15 protein-coding genes are annotated in these 16,300 nt (G+C 64.8%); 5 read left to right on the top strand and 10 right to left on the bottom strand.

Features of this window, described 5'->3' with window-relative positions:
* Positions 1-8: 8 nt before the first annotated feature.
* The 5 genes from ASG57_RS04620 to ASG57_RS04600 form a co-directional block, all read right to left on the bottom strand.
* Complete coding sequence (locus ASG57_RS04620) at positions 9-1,286, bottom strand: beta-ketoacyl-ACP synthase (protein ID WP_024338324.1); 1,278 nt, start codon at positions 1,284-1,286, stop codon at positions 9-11.
* A gap of 21 nt (positions 1,287-1,307) precedes the next feature.
* Positions 1,308-2,513 (bottom strand): beta-ketoacyl-ACP synthase, encoded by a 1,206-nt coding sequence (locus ASG57_RS04615; protein WP_024338323.1) that lies wholly within the window; start codon positions 2,511-2,513, stop codon positions 1,308-1,310.
* Positions 2,510-2,980: a 3-hydroxyacyl-ACP dehydratase FabZ family protein gene (locus tag ASG57_RS04610; protein WP_024338322.1), complete on the bottom strand. Its 471-nt coding sequence runs from the start codon at positions 2,978-2,980 to the stop codon at positions 2,510-2,512. Before ASG57_RS04610 ends, ASG57_RS04615 begins: the two co-directional genes overlap by 4 nt.
* 10 nt (positions 2,981-2,990) lie before the next feature.
* A complete protein-coding gene (locus tag ASG57_RS04605) occupies positions 2,991-3,278 on the bottom strand; it encodes an acyl carrier protein (protein WP_007592476.1) in 288 nt (95 codons plus the stop codon).
* 220 nt (positions 3,279-3,498) lie between these two features.
* Positions 3,499-3,840 (bottom strand): hypothetical protein, encoded by a 342-nt coding sequence (locus ASG57_RS04600; RefSeq protein ID WP_024338321.1) that lies wholly within the window; start codon positions 3,838-3,840, stop codon positions 3,499-3,501.
* 224 nt (positions 3,841-4,064) lie between these two features.
* Between ASG57_RS04600 and ASG57_RS04595 the strand changes: the two genes are divergently transcribed.
* The 4 genes from ASG57_RS04595 to ASG57_RS04590 all read left to right on the top strand — a co-directional run bounded on the left by ASG57_RS04595 (position 4,065) and on the right by ASG57_RS04590 (position 7,843).
* Positions 4,065-4,688, top strand: coding sequence for a ParB-like protein (locus tag ASG57_RS04595; RefSeq protein ID WP_024338319.1), 624 nt, complete (start codon positions 4,065-4,067; stop codon positions 4,686-4,688).
* A gap of 107 nt (positions 4,689-4,795) precedes the next feature.
* Positions 4,796-4,969 carry a hypothetical protein gene (locus ASG57_RS37540; protein ID WP_155248335.1) on the top strand — a complete coding sequence of 58 codons (174 nt, stop codon included), beginning with the start codon at positions 4,796-4,798 and terminating at the stop codon, positions 4,967-4,969.
* A gap of 145 nt (positions 4,970-5,114) precedes the next feature.
* Positions 5,115-5,282, top strand: coding sequence for a hypothetical protein (locus ASG57_RS38575; RefSeq protein ID WP_196232361.1), 168 nt, complete (start codon positions 5,115-5,117; stop codon positions 5,280-5,282).
* Positions 5,279-7,843, top strand: a complete 2,565-nt coding sequence (locus ASG57_RS04590) for a cation-translocating P-type ATPase (RefSeq protein ID WP_024338318.1) — start codon at positions 5,279-5,281, stop codon at positions 7,841-7,843. Before ASG57_RS38575 ends, ASG57_RS04590 begins: the two co-directional genes overlap by 4 nt.
* Here the strand turns inward: ASG57_RS04590 and ASG57_RS04585 are convergent.
* The 3 genes from ASG57_RS04585 to ASG57_RS04575 all read right to left on the bottom strand — a co-directional run bounded on the left by ASG57_RS04585 (position 7,840) and on the right by ASG57_RS04575 (position 10,773).
* The gene (locus ASG57_RS04585) at positions 7,840-8,343 is read right to left on the bottom strand and encodes an MgtC/SapB family protein (RefSeq protein ID WP_024338317.1); all 504 of its coding nucleotides are present in this window, start codon (positions 8,341-8,343) and stop codon (positions 7,840-7,842) included. The two genes, ASG57_RS04590 and ASG57_RS04585, sit on opposite strands and share 4 nt — an antisense overlap.
* A gap of 10 nt (positions 8,344-8,353) precedes the next feature.
* Positions 8,354-8,935: a peroxidase-related enzyme gene (locus tag ASG57_RS04580; protein ID WP_024338316.1), complete on the bottom strand. Its 582-nt coding sequence runs from the start codon at positions 8,933-8,935 to the stop codon at positions 8,354-8,356.
* Positions 8,936-9,033: 98 nt separating this feature from the next.
* Entirely contained in the window at positions 9,034-10,773 is a 1,740-nt protein-coding gene (locus ASG57_RS04575; RefSeq protein WP_028145841.1) for an ATP-binding protein, read from the bottom strand.
* Positions 10,774-11,174: 401 nt separating this feature from the next.
* Here ASG57_RS04575 and ASG57_RS04570 point away from each other — a divergent pair, with 401 nt between their 5' ends.
* Positions 11,175-12,143, top strand: coding sequence for a catechol 2,3-dioxygenase (locus tag ASG57_RS04570; RefSeq protein ID WP_024338314.1), 969 nt, complete (start codon positions 11,175-11,177; stop codon positions 12,141-12,143).
* 1 nt (position 12,144) lies between these two features.
* Here ASG57_RS04570 and ASG57_RS04565 read toward each other — a convergent pair whose 3' ends face one another.
* Both ASG57_RS04565 and ASG57_RS04560 read right to left on the bottom strand, forming a co-directional pair.
* Positions 12,145-15,669 carry a molybdopterin cofactor-binding domain-containing protein gene (locus ASG57_RS04565; RefSeq protein WP_024338313.1) on the bottom strand — a complete coding sequence of 1,175 codons (3,525 nt, stop codon included), beginning with the start codon at positions 15,667-15,669 and terminating at the stop codon, positions 12,145-12,147.
* Positions 15,669-16,151, bottom strand: a complete 483-nt coding sequence (locus tag ASG57_RS04560; protein WP_024338312.1) for a (2Fe-2S)-binding protein — start codon at positions 16,149-16,151, stop codon at positions 15,669-15,671. The genes ASG57_RS04565 and ASG57_RS04560 overlap by 1 nt, the downstream gene beginning before the upstream one ends.
* Between the last annotated feature and the right edge of the window lie 149 nt (positions 16,152-16,300).

Genomic DNA, 16,300 nt, shown 5'->3' with positions numbered 1-16,300 from the left:
GCGTCCGGTCAGGCCGGTTCGCGGGTCAGGATCAGCGAAGCGTTCTGGCCGCCGAAACCGAACGAGTTCGACATCACCGCGGTGACGCGGGCATCGCGCGCCTTGTTGCCGACGACGTCGAACAGGATCGTCGGGTCCGGGGTGTCGTAGTTGATCGTCGGCGGAATGCGCTGATGCTCGAGCGTGAGCAGCGAGAAGATCGCCTCGACTGCGCCGGCGGCCGAGATGGTGTGGCCGACCATGGATTTGTTCGACGTGACCGGAATCTTCCGCAGAAGCTCGCCGAACACGGCCGATGTCGTGTTGTACTCCATCTTGTCGTTCTCGGGCGTCGCGGTGCCGTGCGCGTTGATGTGATCGATCTGGTCCGGCGTCATGCCGGCGTCGGCCAGCGTCTTGTTCATGCAGCCGATGATCGGCTTGCCGTCAGGCGAGGAGCGGGTGCGGTGGAAGGAATCGGTGAGCTCGCCGCAACCGGCGATCACGCCGAGGATCTTTGCGCCGCGTGCAGTCGCCGCCTCATAGCTTTCGAGCACCAGCGCGCCGGCGCCCTCGGCCATGACGAAGCCGTCGCGGTTCTTCGAGAAGGGGCGGGAGGCCGCCTGCGGCGGATCGTTCTGGGTCGACAGGGCCGAGAGCAGAGAGAAGCGCACCATGGCCTCGGGATTGACCGTGCCGTCGGTCGCGACGCACAGCGCGGCATCGGTCTCTCCGCGGCGGATCGCTTCGACGCCGAGCTGGATCGAGGTGGCTCCGGACGCGCAGGCCGTCGACAGCGAGATCGGGGAGCCCTTGGTGCCGAAGGTCTCGGCGAGGTAGGCGGCGACCGAGCCGAACATGAAGCGATGATGATAGGCGCTGTACTTGCCGCCGCCGGAAATGCGGAGCAGATCATCATAGGTGATGTCCTGCTGGCCGACTGCGCGACCAAGCTCGCGACGCTGCGGCCATTCGACCTCGACCGGCGCAACCGCGAGGAAGAGGGGACCCGGGAAGTCGGCCTTGGCGCCGATGCCGGACTGCTCCAAGGCTTCCTGCGTCACCAACTCGGCCATCCGCTCGGACAGGGCGGTCGAGGAGAACGGATCGACGCTGACGAAATCGACCGTGCCGGCCATGGTGGTCTTCAGGCCGTCGACCGGAAAACGCGTGATGGTGCGGATGCCGGATTCGCCGGCGACGAGCTTCGCCCAATTGTCGGCCTTGCCGGCGCCGAGCGAGGTCATGATGCCCATGCCGGTGACGACGACGACGGGACGCCCGAGTTTGTCGCGTGGTGCAGTCATGTCGATCCCCGCTTGAGCTAGCTAAACTGCCTCGACCAGCGCCATGCCTTCGCCGCGCCAATGTCCGGCCCCCACCACGACAATCTGGGTGGGTGCGCCCTGCATTTCAATCTCGGTCCCCGTGGAATCATGCGGCGGGAACAGCGCGCCGCGCGAGATGGACAGTGCGGCCAGCGCGATGCCGAGCGGGAATTGCGTCTCCATGGCGTGGCCGAACATCGTGCCGGTCGAGCGCACCGGGAACTCGGCATGGTTCTTCAGGAAATTGCGCTCTTCCGAGGTCGCGGGCTCGGCACCGGTCGCGCCGGATATGATCGCGCCCTTGCCATCGCGCTTCGGCAACTGGGTCCACAGCTTCTCCAGGGTCGCAGCCATGTCGCCGGGCTGCTTGCGCTTGGCGAGGTCGGCGACCACGCTCGACAGCTTTGCGAACGGCTTCGCGCCGCGCGCTTCCGCATGCGCCTTCGATTCCAGCACCAGGAAAGCGCCGGCCGAGCCGAGCGCGAAGCCGGGATGGTCCTTGCGCGCCCAGACGGGAGCGAACTTGTCCTTCAAGTTGAAGTCGCCGAATTCGTAGAGGACGAGCAGGTCCTTGCGTTCGCCGTTGTGCGAGCCGCCGACCAGCGCGATGTCGCTTTCGCCCGAGGCGATGCGCGCGAGCGCAATGCGCGCGGCATCGGCGCCGGCGACCTCTTCACCCATGAAGGTGCGCGAGGTACCTCCCAAGCCGTGCACGATGGCGATGTTGCCGGCGAGCAGGTTGGAGAGCTGGGCCAGGAACAGCGTCGGCCTGAGATCGCTCATCAGCCGCTCGTTCAGGAAGCCCGGCGCGTTGGCGCCCTTGGCCTCGGCGGTGAGAATGCCGGTGTCGACGTTGAGATCGCGCTCTCCGCCGCCGGCGGCGACCACCATGTCGATCTTCGACAGGATATCCTTGTTGCCCTTGATGCCGGCGGAATCGAGTGCAAGACCGGCGGCATAGGTGCCGATGCGCTGCCAGGCCTCCATCTGGCGCTGGTCGCCCTTCTTGGGAATCTGGCTGTCGAAGCTGACCGGCATCAGCGGATGCACGATGTAGGGGGCAAAGCCCTTCTCGTCGACATTGATGCGCTTCTCCTGAAGCGCGGCCCAGTTGGCATCCAGGCCCTCGCCAAGCGAGGTGGCGAGCCCAATGCCCGTGATCCAGACTTCGGTCTGGCCCGGCTTCGAAACGGAAGTGTCAGTCATGGCGATACGGCCTGTTGCGGAAACCCGACGCGCTTGGCGATCGCGTCCATGTGGGAGCGCATGTCCGCATTGGGGAAGGGAATCAGCGTGAAGGTGAGCGCCGAATTCGCGCGCAGCTTGCCGCCAACCTTGATCTTGGCCTCGGTCATGGCATAGCCGGAGCCTTCGTGGGTGAGGCTCGCCTCGATGCTCATGAGATCGCCGGGGAACACCGAGCCGCGCACCTTGGCCTCCTTCACGGCAGCCAGGATCGGCATACGTTCGAACTTGAACACGCCGAGCTGAAGCCAGCCGGAGGCCTGCGCCATCGATTCGATCAGAAGCACGCCGGGCATCAAGGGATAGCCCGGGAAGTGCCCCTCGAATACGGTGCTTTCCTTCGGGACCTGGGCTTCGACGACGATCGTCTTCTCGTCGACCTTGAGGTCGACGATGCGATCGATCATGTGGAAGTATTCGAGTTGCATGACTGCGCCCTTAGGCGCTCGCACCCTTGGCCGCAACCAGTTCGTCGATGCGGGCGCACAGGTTCTTCAGGACGAAATATTGCTCGGTGGTCGCCTTGCCGTCGTTGACCTCCTGGGTCCACTTTTCCAGCGGCAGCTTGATGCCGAACTGCTTGTCGATCGCGAAGGCGATATCGAGGAAATCGAGGCTGTCGATGCCGAGGTCATCGATGGCGTGGCTATCCGGCGTGATCGTGTCGCGCGGGATGTCGCAGGTTTCAGCGATGATCGTAGCGACCTGATCGAATGTGGAGGACATCACTAAGCCTTTGATAGATTGTGGGTATTTCTCAGATATTCCAGAGTGGCATGGTGGGTGGGCATCGCGCCCCTGATGACGCCCTCTAACCCCTCTCTGGCCGGGTCGAAAGCCCGTATATCGGAGCGCCGCCCTGAGTTCAATGGAGCCGGACAAGGGCGGCGACAGGGCTGGGGATGCCTGTCGGAGCCTCCCGGCGCACGACCGGCGGCGACCGGCTCTAGATGTGTGGCGTCGTGATCTTGATACAGTCGCGGCGGCCCATCAGCACGCAATCCTGGGTCCGGCGCAGGTCGGCGATGCTGACCGCGAGCCAGATCCCGATCGCGGTCAAAGCAATGGTGAAGGCCAGCGCTGCGATGTTGGCAAGCATGCGCTGGCGAAAATTGTCGGGTTCGGCGCGGGGCTGCTCATAGCGCGACAAGTCGAGCCGTTCGGGTGCGATGCGCAGCGGCTGCACGGTGCCGCTGCCGCGCTGGGCCGGCCGGGAAGGCGCGGTGCGCGGCCTGAACTGGAGCACCCGGTGCTCGTCATCAGAGCTTATGGGCCGCTGGTTGTTCATGGGGCGGGATCACTCCGAAGCTCCGATTTTGATAGCATAGGCGACGAGAGCGTTGCAGAAAATCTTCTGAATGCGCGCGTGCATTTGTGCAGTCGCACAATTTGTGAATGGATGGTCCAAAGCGTCGGGGAAGCCGGTCGTCGTGCATTTTATCGCCGCTGGATCCGATGGCATGAGCCGCGGGAACCGGAACATCAGCTGCAACGGTGTGAGGACTTTCGATCATGACGAACACGCGCGAGCCGAGAGTGCATCCGGTCCCGATTATGTCGCTCCGGCCGACACAGATGACGGTCGGACTGCGCGAGGTCAGGGAGAAACGCAAGCGCTGGCGCGAGCACGACAACAAGGAGCAGGCCGACCTGCTCGGCAAGCACATGATTCCCGTCGTCTTCGGTCCAGACAAGCGCTACTACGTCATCGACCATCATCATCTCGGCCGCGCGCTGCACGATGAAGGCGTCAAGGAGGTGCTGGTGACCATCGTCGGGGACCTCAGGATGGTCGAGCGCGAGGCTTTCTGGGGCGTGATGGACAACAGGCGCTGGGTCTATCCTTACGACGCCAAGGGCGAGCGGCGGTCGTTCCGCGACCTGCCCAAATCGCTCGCCGATCTCAAGGACGATCCATTCCGCAGCCTTGCCGGCGAATTGCGCCGCATGGGCGGCTTCGCCAAGGACACTACGCCGTTCTCCGAATTCCTGTGGGCGGATTTCCTGCGCAGAAGGCTGTCACGCAAGGCGGTCGACGCTGATTTCGACAAGGCGCTCGAGATCGCCATGGCTGCGGCGAGGAGCAAGGATGCGATCTACCTGCCTGGCTGGTGCGGTCCGGAGGACGAGGATTAGGGCGGTGGACGCCCTGCGACACCATCCCTCGCATGACATCACGGTCTCTTGAGCGAAATCATTTTTCATCGCCATGAAGCGGTCCTGAAACACGGGCCGTCCCATCTATGGTTATCGAGCTCATACAGGAGGCCGAAATGCGCCGTCTGATTTTTGTCATTGCCGTGCTCGCCGTCGCCTCAGCAGGCATCTCCGCCTCGTTTGCCGCAGTTCACCACGCCCGAACATTGACATTTGCCGAGCGGTTTGCCCCGGCGCTCGAGGCGATGGCAAAGCGCTAGCGGTACGGCGGCCCGAACACGCTTGATCTTCCGCAAGTTCGCGGCGGCGTCGGCGGCTATCGTGCGCCTGCATGATTACGGAAGCAGCGATACGCCCCGACGCGGGGGCGGGAGGGCTACAGGTCATGCTGACTGGGACATGACCATGAGCATCATCTTTCGTCTCCTGTTCATCATCGCCGGCGCGGTCACCGCACTGTTCGTCGCGCGTGATGCGCTGAACTTCACGATCATCCAGACCTTCGTTGCGATTTTGCTCGTGACCGCTATCGTGGGCGTTGGAAGTCTCTGGAGCCTGCGGCGGAAGACGTGAGTGAGGTAGAACGCGGCAGTTTAGCCGGGCTGAGCGAAGCCGAGGCCCGGCTACGGCTACAACAGGAAGGTTACAACGAACTGCCCCGGTCCGAACGGCGCACTCCACTGCGCATCGTTCTGGAGGTGCTGCGCGAACCGATGCTCGCGCTCCTTCTGTGCGGCGGGCTGGTCTACCTCCTGCTCGGCGATCTCCGCGAGGCACTGCTTCTGCTCGTGTTCGGGGCCATCTCCGTCGTGATCACCATCGTGCAGGAGACCCGCACCGAACGTGTGCTGGAAGCCTTGCGAGAGCTGACCAGTCCGCGAGCGCTCGTGGTCAGGGACGGGGAACGCCGGCGGATCGCAGGGCGGGAAGTCGTCCGTGGCGATCTCCTCGTCCTCTCCGAGGGCGATCGGGTTCCGGCAGATGCCATGCTTGTCAGTGCGCGAGATCTGGCTGTCGACGAGTCGCTGCTAACCGGCGAGTCGGTGCCCGTTCGCAAGCAGCTCGCCAAGATGCCGCCCGCGGAAGCGGCATCGACCGATCATCGCCCGGGCGGTGACGACCAGCCATTCGTGTATTCGGGCTCACTCGTCGTACGAGGTGAGGGCCTGGCCGAGGTCGAGGCCACCGGGCCCCGCAGCGAGATCGGGAAGATCGGATTGTCGCTGCATGGCTTGCGGCCGGAGCCGCCTCGGCTGCAGCAGCAGACTGCCCGGCTCGTTCGGCTTTGCTTTCTCGGCGGCGTGGCGATCAGCCTTGCCGCTGTCCTGCTCTATGGAATGTTGCGCGGAGATTGGCTGCAGGCGTTGCTCGGGGGCATCGCAATCGGCATGTCCATGCTTCCCGAGGAGTTTGCCGTCGTCCTGACGGTGTTCATGGCCATGGGCGCCTGGCGCATCTCCAAGGCGCGCGTGCTGACGCGTCGCGCCGCAGCGATCGAGGTGCTTGGCTCGGCGACGGTGCTCTGTACCGACAAGACCGGCACCTTGACGCAGAACCGGATGTCGGTCGCGGAGCTGAGGTTGCGCGACGGCGTAAATATGCGGGCTGGGTCCTCGCAGGCGGCTCCCGTAAGAACAGAGTTTTTCGAACTGGCGCGTTGCAGCGTTCTGGCAAGCTCGCCGGAACCGTTCGATCCCATGGAGAAGGCGCTGCACGCATTCGTGCATGCAGGTCTCCCGCAGGACGACGAGGCCGCGGACGCTCGGACCTTGGTACGCAGCTACGGCCTGCGCCCCGAACTGCTGGCGATGACCCAGGTCTGGCGTTGGTCGCATCAGAAGGGCCTCGTCGCGGCGGCGAAAGGCGCCCCCGAGGCGATCGCGCACCTCTGTAAGCTGGATGGTGCGGATCAGGAGGCGATGCGGGATGCGGTCGCGGTGATGGCGAAGAATGGTCTTCGCGTGCTCGGCGTGGCCGCCGCAACCTACCACGGCGAGGACCTGCCGCCGTCCCAGGAAGGCTTCGCCTTTCGCTTCATCGGTTTGGTGGGGTTGGCCGACCCGCTTCGTCCGGGCGTTCCCGAGGCGGTGGGTGAATGCCGCTCGGCCGGCATTCGCGTCGTCATGATCACGGGCGACTATCCGGCGACCGCCATGGCGATCGCCGGGCAGGCGGGACTCCATGTCAACGAAGTCGTGACTGGCGAGCAGATCAAGCTTGCGGACGACGGCGAGCTCGATGCGCTCGTCAGAAACGTGAACGTCTTCGCGCGCGTCCTGCCGGAGCAAAAGCTGCGGATCGTTCAGGCGCTGAAGCGCTGCGGCGAGATCGTGGCGATGACGGGCGACGGCGTCAATGACGCGCCGTCCCTGAAAGCCGCGCATATCGGGATCGCGATGGGCGGCCGCGGCACCGACGTCGCTCGCGAGGCATCCTCGATCGTCCTGCTCGACGACGATTTCAGCTCCATCGTCGCCTCTATCCGGCTGGGACGCCGGATCTACGACAATCTGCGCAAGGCCATGGCCTTCATTTTCGCCGTCCACGTTCCGATCGCCGGGCTTGCCCTGCTTCCCCTGGTTTTCGGGCTGCCGCTGGTTCTCGGCCCGGTTCACATCGCCTTTCTGGAGCTGATCATCGACCCCGTATGCTCGCTGGTGTTCGAAGCCGAGCGGGAGGAGCGCGACGTCATGCAGCGCCCGCCGCGACGGGCCGATGCGGAGCTGTTCTCGTGGCCCTTGATCGGCTGGAGCGTCCTGCAGGGCGCCATGGCGTTCGCCTTGATCGCCGCGATCTTCGTCGGAGCGATTCGTTCCGGGCTTCCGCCCGATGAGGCGCGCACGATCGCATTCATCACGCTCGTCGTCTGCGTGATCGCGCTGGTGCTGGTCAACCGGTCCTTCAGCGCCTCCTTCTTGTCTGCCTTCTTCCGCCCCAACCCGGCGCTGCTGTGGATATTTCTCTCGATTGCGTTCGTGCTCGCCACGGCTCTGTTCTGGCCGCCCGCGTCCGGTCTCTTTCGTTTCGGTCCCCTGCACCTGGTGGACCTGATGATCACGCTCGGCGCGGGATTGCTGGTGCTTACGGCGCTCGAACTGCTCAAGCCGTTGTGGGGCCGCCGGCTTCGGTTCTAGCCGCTCCCTCGGGAATCCGTCTGCGGCAAGGTCTCTGTCCGTTGCGGATCTTCCTTGCCGCCGAGGGCTCGATGCAGCCAGCGTTCGACGCGGCGGCCGATCGTGAGCAGCACGAAGGTAAAGGCGAGCGCGACCAGGACGATCTTCCACTGCCCGGCGCCGCAGGCAATGCCGACACAGGCGGCGAGAAAGGTGCAGGCCGCGCTGGTGAGGCCCCGCACCCGAAAGCGGTCGCTCTCGTGGACGATGACGCCGGCGCCGAGAAAGCCGATACCGGTGAGAATGCCCTGGATCACGCGGCTCGCCGCATCGGTGATCCCGCCGGGCTCGGCGAACGCGACCGCGAGCAGCACGACCGTTGCGGTAGAGAGCCCGACGATGCCGAGCGTCTTCAGTCCGATCGGCTTGCCATGCAGGTCGCGATTGAGGCCGATTGCGCTGCCGGCGAGCGTCGCGCTGCCGAGGCGCAGCAGGATTTCGGGCCAGTCCAGCTCTGTCATTGCGTGTCGATCATGTCTTCGGCAGGCGTCCCATCAGGTAGAACTCGTCGTTCGGACGCATGCCCGTGAAATTCGCCAGCCGGTTCGACAGCGCGAAGAAGGCGGAGATCGCGGCGATGTCCCAGATGTCGTCGTTGCTGAAGCCGTGCGGGGCGAGCGCTGCGAAATCGTCGTCGGAGATGCGCTGCGCCTCGGTCGAGACTTTCATCGCGAAGTCGAGCATTGCCTTCTGCCGCGGCGTGATGTCGGCCTTGCGGTAGTTCACCGCGACCTGGTCCGCGATGAGCGGGTTCTTGGCGCGGATGCGCAGGATCGCGCCGTGGGCGATCACGCAATACTGGCACTGGTTGGCCGCAGAGGTCGCCACCACGATCATCTCGCGCTCGGCCTTGGTGAGGCCGCCGTCCTTCTCCATCAGCGCGTCGTGATAGGCGAAAAAGGCGCGGAACTCGTCGGGACGATAGGCCAGTGTCAGGAACACGTTCGGCACGAAGCCGCTCTTCTCCTGCACGGCGAGAAGCCGCGTGCGGATGTCGTCGGGGAGTGTATCGAGGGCGGGTGCGGGGAAGCGCTGCGGGGCGGTCTTTGTCATGGCATGGATTCCGGCTGGGGGTCGGAAACCATACTCGATGCGGCCTGCAGGCTCAATCTGGTGGCCGATGCAATGACGGTATCGGATCGACCGTTGCCTTACCGCAGCGGCTTCTTGAGCAGCGAGAAGCGGTCCGGATCAAGGCCCATCGATGGCTGCAGCATCGGGGCTTCGACGCTGGACATCGTCTTCGCCGGCGGTGCCGAGAACACCGGATCGTTCGGCACGTCGCGCTGCGATGTGGCACCGCGCCAGCGCTCGAGCACGGCGCTGACGAAATGCATGTCATGGCCGGAGGTGACGGAGGGCACGCTCGAGATGGTGGCTTCGCCGCGCGGCAATTGATGCGGCGGCACCTCCTTGAAGCGCAAGCGCGTCGGCAGTGCGACGCCTTCGCCGAAGGCCAGCACCTCGCGCGTGCCGAGCGAGGGCACGAAGGAGAGCAGGTTCGCGGCGGCGTCCGACACCGCGGCGCGCAGCAAGGCCTGGTCGCGATCGTTGGCAAGGCGCATCGTGAACAGCGTGTTGCACTGGGAGATGATGGTCGCGTCGAGCTCTGCCGGACGCTGCGTGATCAGGCCGAGATAGACGCCGTATTTACGTCCCTCCTTGGCGATGCGCGACACTGCCTTGCGGGTCGGCCCGAAGCCGATGTTGCGGTCGGCGGAGGCATAGCGGTGGGCTTCCTCGCAGACGAACAGCAGCGGTGAGACGCCGTCGCTCCACAGGCCGAAATCGAAGGCCATGCGGCAGAGCACCGAGACGACGGAATCGATGACTTCCGCCGGGAAGCCGGCGAGTTGCATCACCGTCATCGGCTTGCCGTTCGCTGGCAGGCGGAACAGATGGCTGATCACCTCGGCCATGGTGTCGCCGCCGACATTGGCGTTGTCGAACATGAAGGCGTAGCGCGGGTCGTTGCGCACGGCCTCGATACGCGAGATCAGCTTGTGATAGATGATGCGCGAGGAGCGGTTCTCGAGCTTGCCCATACGCTCGTCGATCAGCGACAGCAGGTCGACGAGGCGATAGGGCACCGGCGTGTCGACGGTGTAGCCGATCTGCTTGGGATCGATGCGCTTGAGACCGATGCGGTCGGCGTTCTGGTACTGGGTGTAGACGCCCTTGGCGAGCGGAATCACCTCAGCGAGGATGTCGAGCTCCTCCGGCACGCCGGCGCGACCGCCGAACAGCACGTCGACGATCTCCTCGAAGTTGAACAGCCAGAACGGCAGCTTCAGGTTCCGCGGGTTGAGAACCAGCGCGCGGTCGCCGAAGCAACGGCCATATTCGTTGTGAACGTCGAGCAGGAAGATGCGCAGGTTCGGCCGCGCCTTCAGGATCTCGTTGAGCAGCAGCGAGACGCCCGTCGATTTGCCGACGCCGGTCGATCCCAGCACCGCAAAGTGCTTGGACAGCATTTCCTCGACGTCGACATAGGCGACGACGGAGCGATCCTGCTGGAGGAAGCCGACATTGATCTGGTCCGACCCCGTCGGCGCGTAAATCGTGCGCAGCTCCTGGCTGGTGATCAGGTCGACGGCGTCGCCGATCGTCGGATAGTTGGTGACGCCACGCTGGAATTTGGCCTTGTCCGCGGCGTTGAGGATCTCGCCGAGCAGATCGACCGAGGCAATGGCGATGTAGCCGTCGGAGCTCGACAGGTTCTCGCAGGAGACCTCAGTGATCATCGCGACGATGACCGAGCTGGCGCAACGAATGCTGACGAAGCGGCCGACGGTCGCCCGAACCTCCGAGATCGGCATTTGGCTTGCCGCCAATAACCCGACCCGGGCGAGCGATCCGCGAACCGAAATCACACGTCCAAAGGATGTCACGATGAGTGGACCCAGCAAGAGCAACGAATTCGCTCCGACTATGCGCGGCTGTCGCTGCACAAACGGTTAAACGCCGGGCGCGGCGGCTTCGTTAAATCTGCGGTAATTCAGTCGGGAGCTTTGTGGCCAATGCACACTTAGGAGCGTAAGTGCCCGGAAATTGCTGCATTTCTCGCCCGTTGCCCCATAACGGTCTTAGGGAAGATTTTACCATTCGGGCAGGCTGCAGTCCGCTCGGAAGGCGCCCTTGGGCCACCGGGCGCCGCTCGCGCGATGGTCGATTTGTTGACGGGACCTAATGATTTGTACATTAGTACAAATCAAATCGCGGTCCTCGGCGCCGACCGGGCCCTGCGCCTCACGTCCGTCAGGCGGATAGCAGCCACATCCCTGGAGGAATCATGCAGCCCGAACCGATCCTCGATCTCGCTCATCTCGGCCATATGGAGCTGTTGACGCCCAAGCCTGATGAGAGCCTCAAATTCTTCGTCGACGTCATGGGCATGACCGTCAGCGGGCAAAAGGGCGAGTCGGTTTACTTGCGCGGCTGGGACGATTACGAACGCTATTCGCTCAAGCTCACGGCTTCGAAGACATCGGGCATGGGCCACATGGCGCTGCGCGCACGCAGCCAGCAGGCGCTGGAGCGTCGGGTCGCCGCGCTCAAGGGCTCTGGCTTCGACATCGGCTGGATCGACGGCGACATGGGGCAGGGGCCAACCTTCCGCTGCCGCGATCCCGACGGCCATATCGTCGAGCTCTACTACGAGACCGAATGGTATCAGGCACCGCCGGAGCTCAAGCCCGCGCTGAAGAACCAGGCGCAGCGCTTTCCGGCCCGCGGCGTCAACGTCCGCCGGCTCGACCATCTCAACTGCCTTGCCGTCGACATCAAGGCCAACCGCGAGTTCTTCGAGAACTATCTCGGCTGCCGGCTCACCGAGCAAATCGTGCTCAACGACGGTCGTGAAGCCGCGATGTGGCTGACCATGTCGAACAAGAGCTACGATTTCGCCTATTCGCTCGACCATTCCGGCGTGCCCGGCCGCTTCCACCACGTCACCTACGCGCTCGACAGCCGCGAAGAGATCTTGCGCGCCGCCGATATCTTTCTCGAGAACGGTGTGCACATCGAGACCGGTCCGCACAAGCACGCGATCCAGCAGACCTTCTTCCTCTATGTCTACGAGCCCGGCGGCAACCGTGTCGAGGTCGCCAATGCCGGTGCGCGTCTCATCCTCGCGCCCGACTGGAAGCCGATCGTGTGGACCGAAGAGGAGCGCAAGAAGGGCCAGGCCTGGGGACTGAAGACGATCGAATCCTTTCACACCCACGGCACGCCGCCGGTGGAGGTGGAGAAGCACGCCTGAACTAATGTGCCGATGATCGGAGGCGCGCGATCGTCTCGCGCACGTTGGTCCACGCCGGTTTGTCGGGTGCAAACTGCCGGCGCAGGAACGTGACGAGCTCCTCCACCTGCGTGTCGCTCATGCTGTTCCTGAACGCCGGCATGTAGCCGAGGTCGCTGGAGACGGGCTCGACAATGCCGTGCAGGATGACTTGCACGAGATTGTCCGCCGTTCTGCTGTGCAGATTGCTGTTGAGCGCGAGCGAAGGCCTGGTGCCGAACAGCGGCAGACCGCCGACTTCGTGGCAGACCGCGCACGCACCCTGGTAGAGGCGCGCGCCGGGGGATGCGGCGACGGCGACCTGCGTCCCGCTCTCGAGCTTCGCGGCAAGTGCGTCCTGGGTCCCCATGGCCCTATCGTTGAACGAGTTGAGATAGACGGCCATCGCACGGATGTCCTGGTCGGGCAGGGCTTTGAGATCCTTCACGATCGGCGCCATGGGGCCGGCCGCGACGCCGTGATAGCGCGAATGGCCGGTGCGCAAATAAGCAAAGAGCTCATCCTCGCTCCACGGGATCGGCGCATGCGAGAGCGAGGTCAGGGGCGGCGCTTCCCAGCCCTCGGCAAAACCGCCGGCGAGATAGGCCTCGCGCTGCTCGGCGCCGAGCGCGTTGCGGGGCGAATGGCAGGCGCTGCAATGGCCGAGACCTTCGATCAGATAAGCGCCGCGATTCCAGGCTTCCGACTTCGCGGGATCGGGCTTGAACTCGCGCGTCCGATGAAACAGCGCATTCCAGCCTGCCAGCAGCGGACGGAGATTGAACGGGAATTTGAGCGCGTTTGCGGGGGGCGTCGCGCGCACCGAAGGCTGAGCCATCAAGTAGGCGTAGAGTGCCTGCATGTCGGCGTCGCTTGTCTTCGCAAAATGCGTGTAGGGAAAGGCGGGATAGAGCTGGCGCCCGTCGCGATGCAATCCGTCGCGCATCGCGCGTTCGAAGGCGGGATAGGACCACGCGCCGATGCCGGTCTCGACGTCGGGTGTGATGTTGGTTGCGTAGATCGTGCCGAAGGGCGTCTCCAGTGCGCGGCCGCCAGCGTTGACCGCTCCGCCAAGGCTGGTGTGGCACTCCGCGCAGTTGCCGAGCGCAGCAAGCTGCTGGCCGCGCGCAATCGTTGCCGCGGAATAGACCGATGCATCCGGTCGCGAGATCGGTGCGATGGCTCGTCCCGGAAGCAGTGCTGCGCCAATCCCGATCGCAGCGGTGCACAGGGCCGCAACCGCAGCGAAGACGCCGGCGCGCTTGGCGAAGGGATTTGTCCAGATCCGAGACGGTGGCGGCGCGGCCGGTGCGGGCAGGGCCTGCGGCGTCGCCGGCCTGTCGCCATGCAGCCCTTTCAAGATGCGCTCGGGCGTAAACGGCGGCTCGCGAAACCGTACGCCGGTGGCGTCGAATATCGCGTTCGCGATCGCCGCCGCGCTCGGCACCGAGGCGGATTCGCCGACGCCGAGCGGCGGCTGGTCCTGACGCGGCAGCATCAGGACATCGATCTTGGGAACGTCGGGGAAGGGGATGATCGGATAGGCACCCCATTCCCGCGCCGCCACCGCGCCGCGCTCGAACGACACTTCCTCCATCAGCGCGCGGCTGGTGGACTGAATGACATTGCCCTGGATCTGGTGGCGCACGCCGTCCGGATTGATCATCAGGCCGGAATCCTGCCCCGCAACGACGCGCGTGACGCTGACATCGCCGGTGGTCTTGTTCACCGCGACGTCGGCGACCCAGGCCGACCACGCCGCGCCATAACCGGGAAACTTGCTGTGCACGTAGAGCGCATAGGCAAAGCCGCGCCCGTGCACGACCTCGCCGTCCTTCTCCTCGCGTACCGGACGTGGTTTCCACCCCGCACGTTCGGCGACCGCATGGACGAGATCGATCGCGCGCGGGTCTTTGAGATAGCGCAGGCGGTATTCGATCGGATCGACGCCGGCCTCCGTTGCGGCCTCGTCGATGTAGGATTCGTGGGCGAAGGTGTTCGGCAGCGCGGACACGCCGCGAATCCAGGAGGCGCGCACGATCGGCGGCATGTCATGGGCAACGACACGCATGTGATCGTAGTCGTAGGGTGGGATCGCGGTGCGGTCGCCCATCTGAAGCACCGCCGGTTCCGGCGATATGCGTCCCGTCAGCAGCAGCGCCAAGGTCGGCGCAGCGTTTGAGGGGTAACGCGTGGCCAGATCGTAACCGGCAATGCCGCCACCGGCGTCCAGTCCGCCATTGACGTCGATGAGCTGCGCGGTGCCCTTGGGTTCCCAGGCGTGCTCCTGCTCCCGAGTCAATTGCACGCGCACCGGCCGTCCGACCGCGCGCGATAGCAACAGCGCGTCGGCGGTGACGTCATCGGCGCAGTTGCGGCCGTAGCAGCCCGCAGCCTCCAGCCGGATCACCTCGATCTCGCTCTCGGGCCGCTCGATCAGAAGTGCAAGGTCGCCGCGAAGCACATGCGGGTTCTGTGTGCCGGACCAGACCCGGATATTGCCTTCCTGGAAATCCGCGACCGCGCAGGATGGACCGATCGACGCATGCATCTGATACGGCCACACGTAAGTGCGCTGCATCGGCTTGGCCGCGCCCGCGATCGCCTGGTCGACGTCGCCCTTGTCGATCAGCGTGCGCGGAGTCGACGGATTGGCGCGGAGCGCGGTCTCGACGTCGGCAAGATCGGTCAGGGTGGGCGTCGGCTTCCAGCTCACCTTGAGCTGCTCCGCTGCGCGGATGGCCTGCTCCTCGCGCTCGGCGACGACGCCGACGAAATCGCCGATGCGCACCACGGCCACGAGGCCAGGAATGCCGCGGACCGAGGATTCGTCGACCGCGAGCAAGCTGGTGCCGACGAACGGGCCGGCGTCGACGCCCGCATAGGGCGGGCGCACGACACGCCCGTGGAGCATGCCGGGCACTCGGATGTCGTGGACGAAGGTCAGCTCGCCCGTCGCCTTGGCGGGCAGATCGACGCGCGGCACCGACTGGCCGACGATGGAGTAATCGTCGGCCGGCTTGACTTGCACATCGTCGGCCAGCTCGAGCCGGATCGTCTCGTCGCCGATCAGCTCGCCATAGCTGATGCTGCGGTTGTCGCGGCCGCGCACGAGGCCGTCTTCGATCCTGAGGTCGGCGGCCGGCAGCTCCAGGCGTTCTGCTGCGCGTGCGATCAGGAAATGCCGCGCTTGCGCTGCAGCCCTGCGCAGAGGGACGGCCGTGATCTGGATGGTTTCGCTCGCAATCGTCGCGCCCTGGTTCGGCACCACCGACGTGTCGCCGAGCACGATCACGACGCGCGCAAAGGAGACGTCGAGCTCTTCGGCGACGATCTGGCCAAGCGCGGTACGGATGCCGGTGCCGAGATCGACGTGGCCATTATAGGCCGTGACCGAACCATCCGCAGTGATGCGGACGAAGGTCTCGGACGTGACCTCGTCGACGGTACGGGCGACGACGAGCGAGCCCGATGGCCGCTCAGCTCCGTTCGAAACAGGGGAGGCCATCAGTCCGCGGCCTCGACGATCTGGCCCGATGCGCGCATCACCGCGCGCAGGATTTCGACATGGGTGCCGCAACGGCAAAGATTGTAGCGTAGCGCCGCCAGCGCCTCCTGCTCGGTCGGCCGCGGGTTGATGGCGAGCAGCGCCTTGGTGGTCATGATCATGCCGTTGAGACAGTAGCCGCATTGCGCAGCCTGCTCGTCGATGAAGGCCTGCTGCACGAGGTCGGGTCTCTCGCGGGTGCCGAGGCCTTCGAGCGTCACGATGTCGCGGCCTTCACAGCCGCTCACCGGGATCACACAGGAGCGCGCCGCCGCGCCGTCGATCAGGACAGTACAGGTGCCGCATTCGCCGAGGCCGCAACCGTACTTCGGGCCATTCAGCGCGAGCTCGTTGCGCAACACATAGAGCAGCGGCGTCTGGCGCTCTGCCGTGACCTCGTGGATCCTGCCGTTCACGGTGAGGCGGATCGATGCCTGCGTCATGCTCGTTCCCAAACCAAGATTATGCAATCGCGGAAATTCGACCACGCGACGATACCGTTTGTACACAAACGTGCAAGCCGCGCATTCCGCACTGCAGCGCGATTGCCTTGTTTGTGGACAGAGCGGATAGGCAAATGAGGTTTTATACG

Source organism: Bradyrhizobium sp. Leaf396 (genome assembly GCF_001424605.1).
Lineage (GTDB): Bacteria > Pseudomonadota > Alphaproteobacteria > Rhizobiales > Xanthobacteraceae > Bradyrhizobium > Bradyrhizobium japonicum_C.
This window is presented reverse-complemented; position numbering and strand designations above follow the sequence as displayed.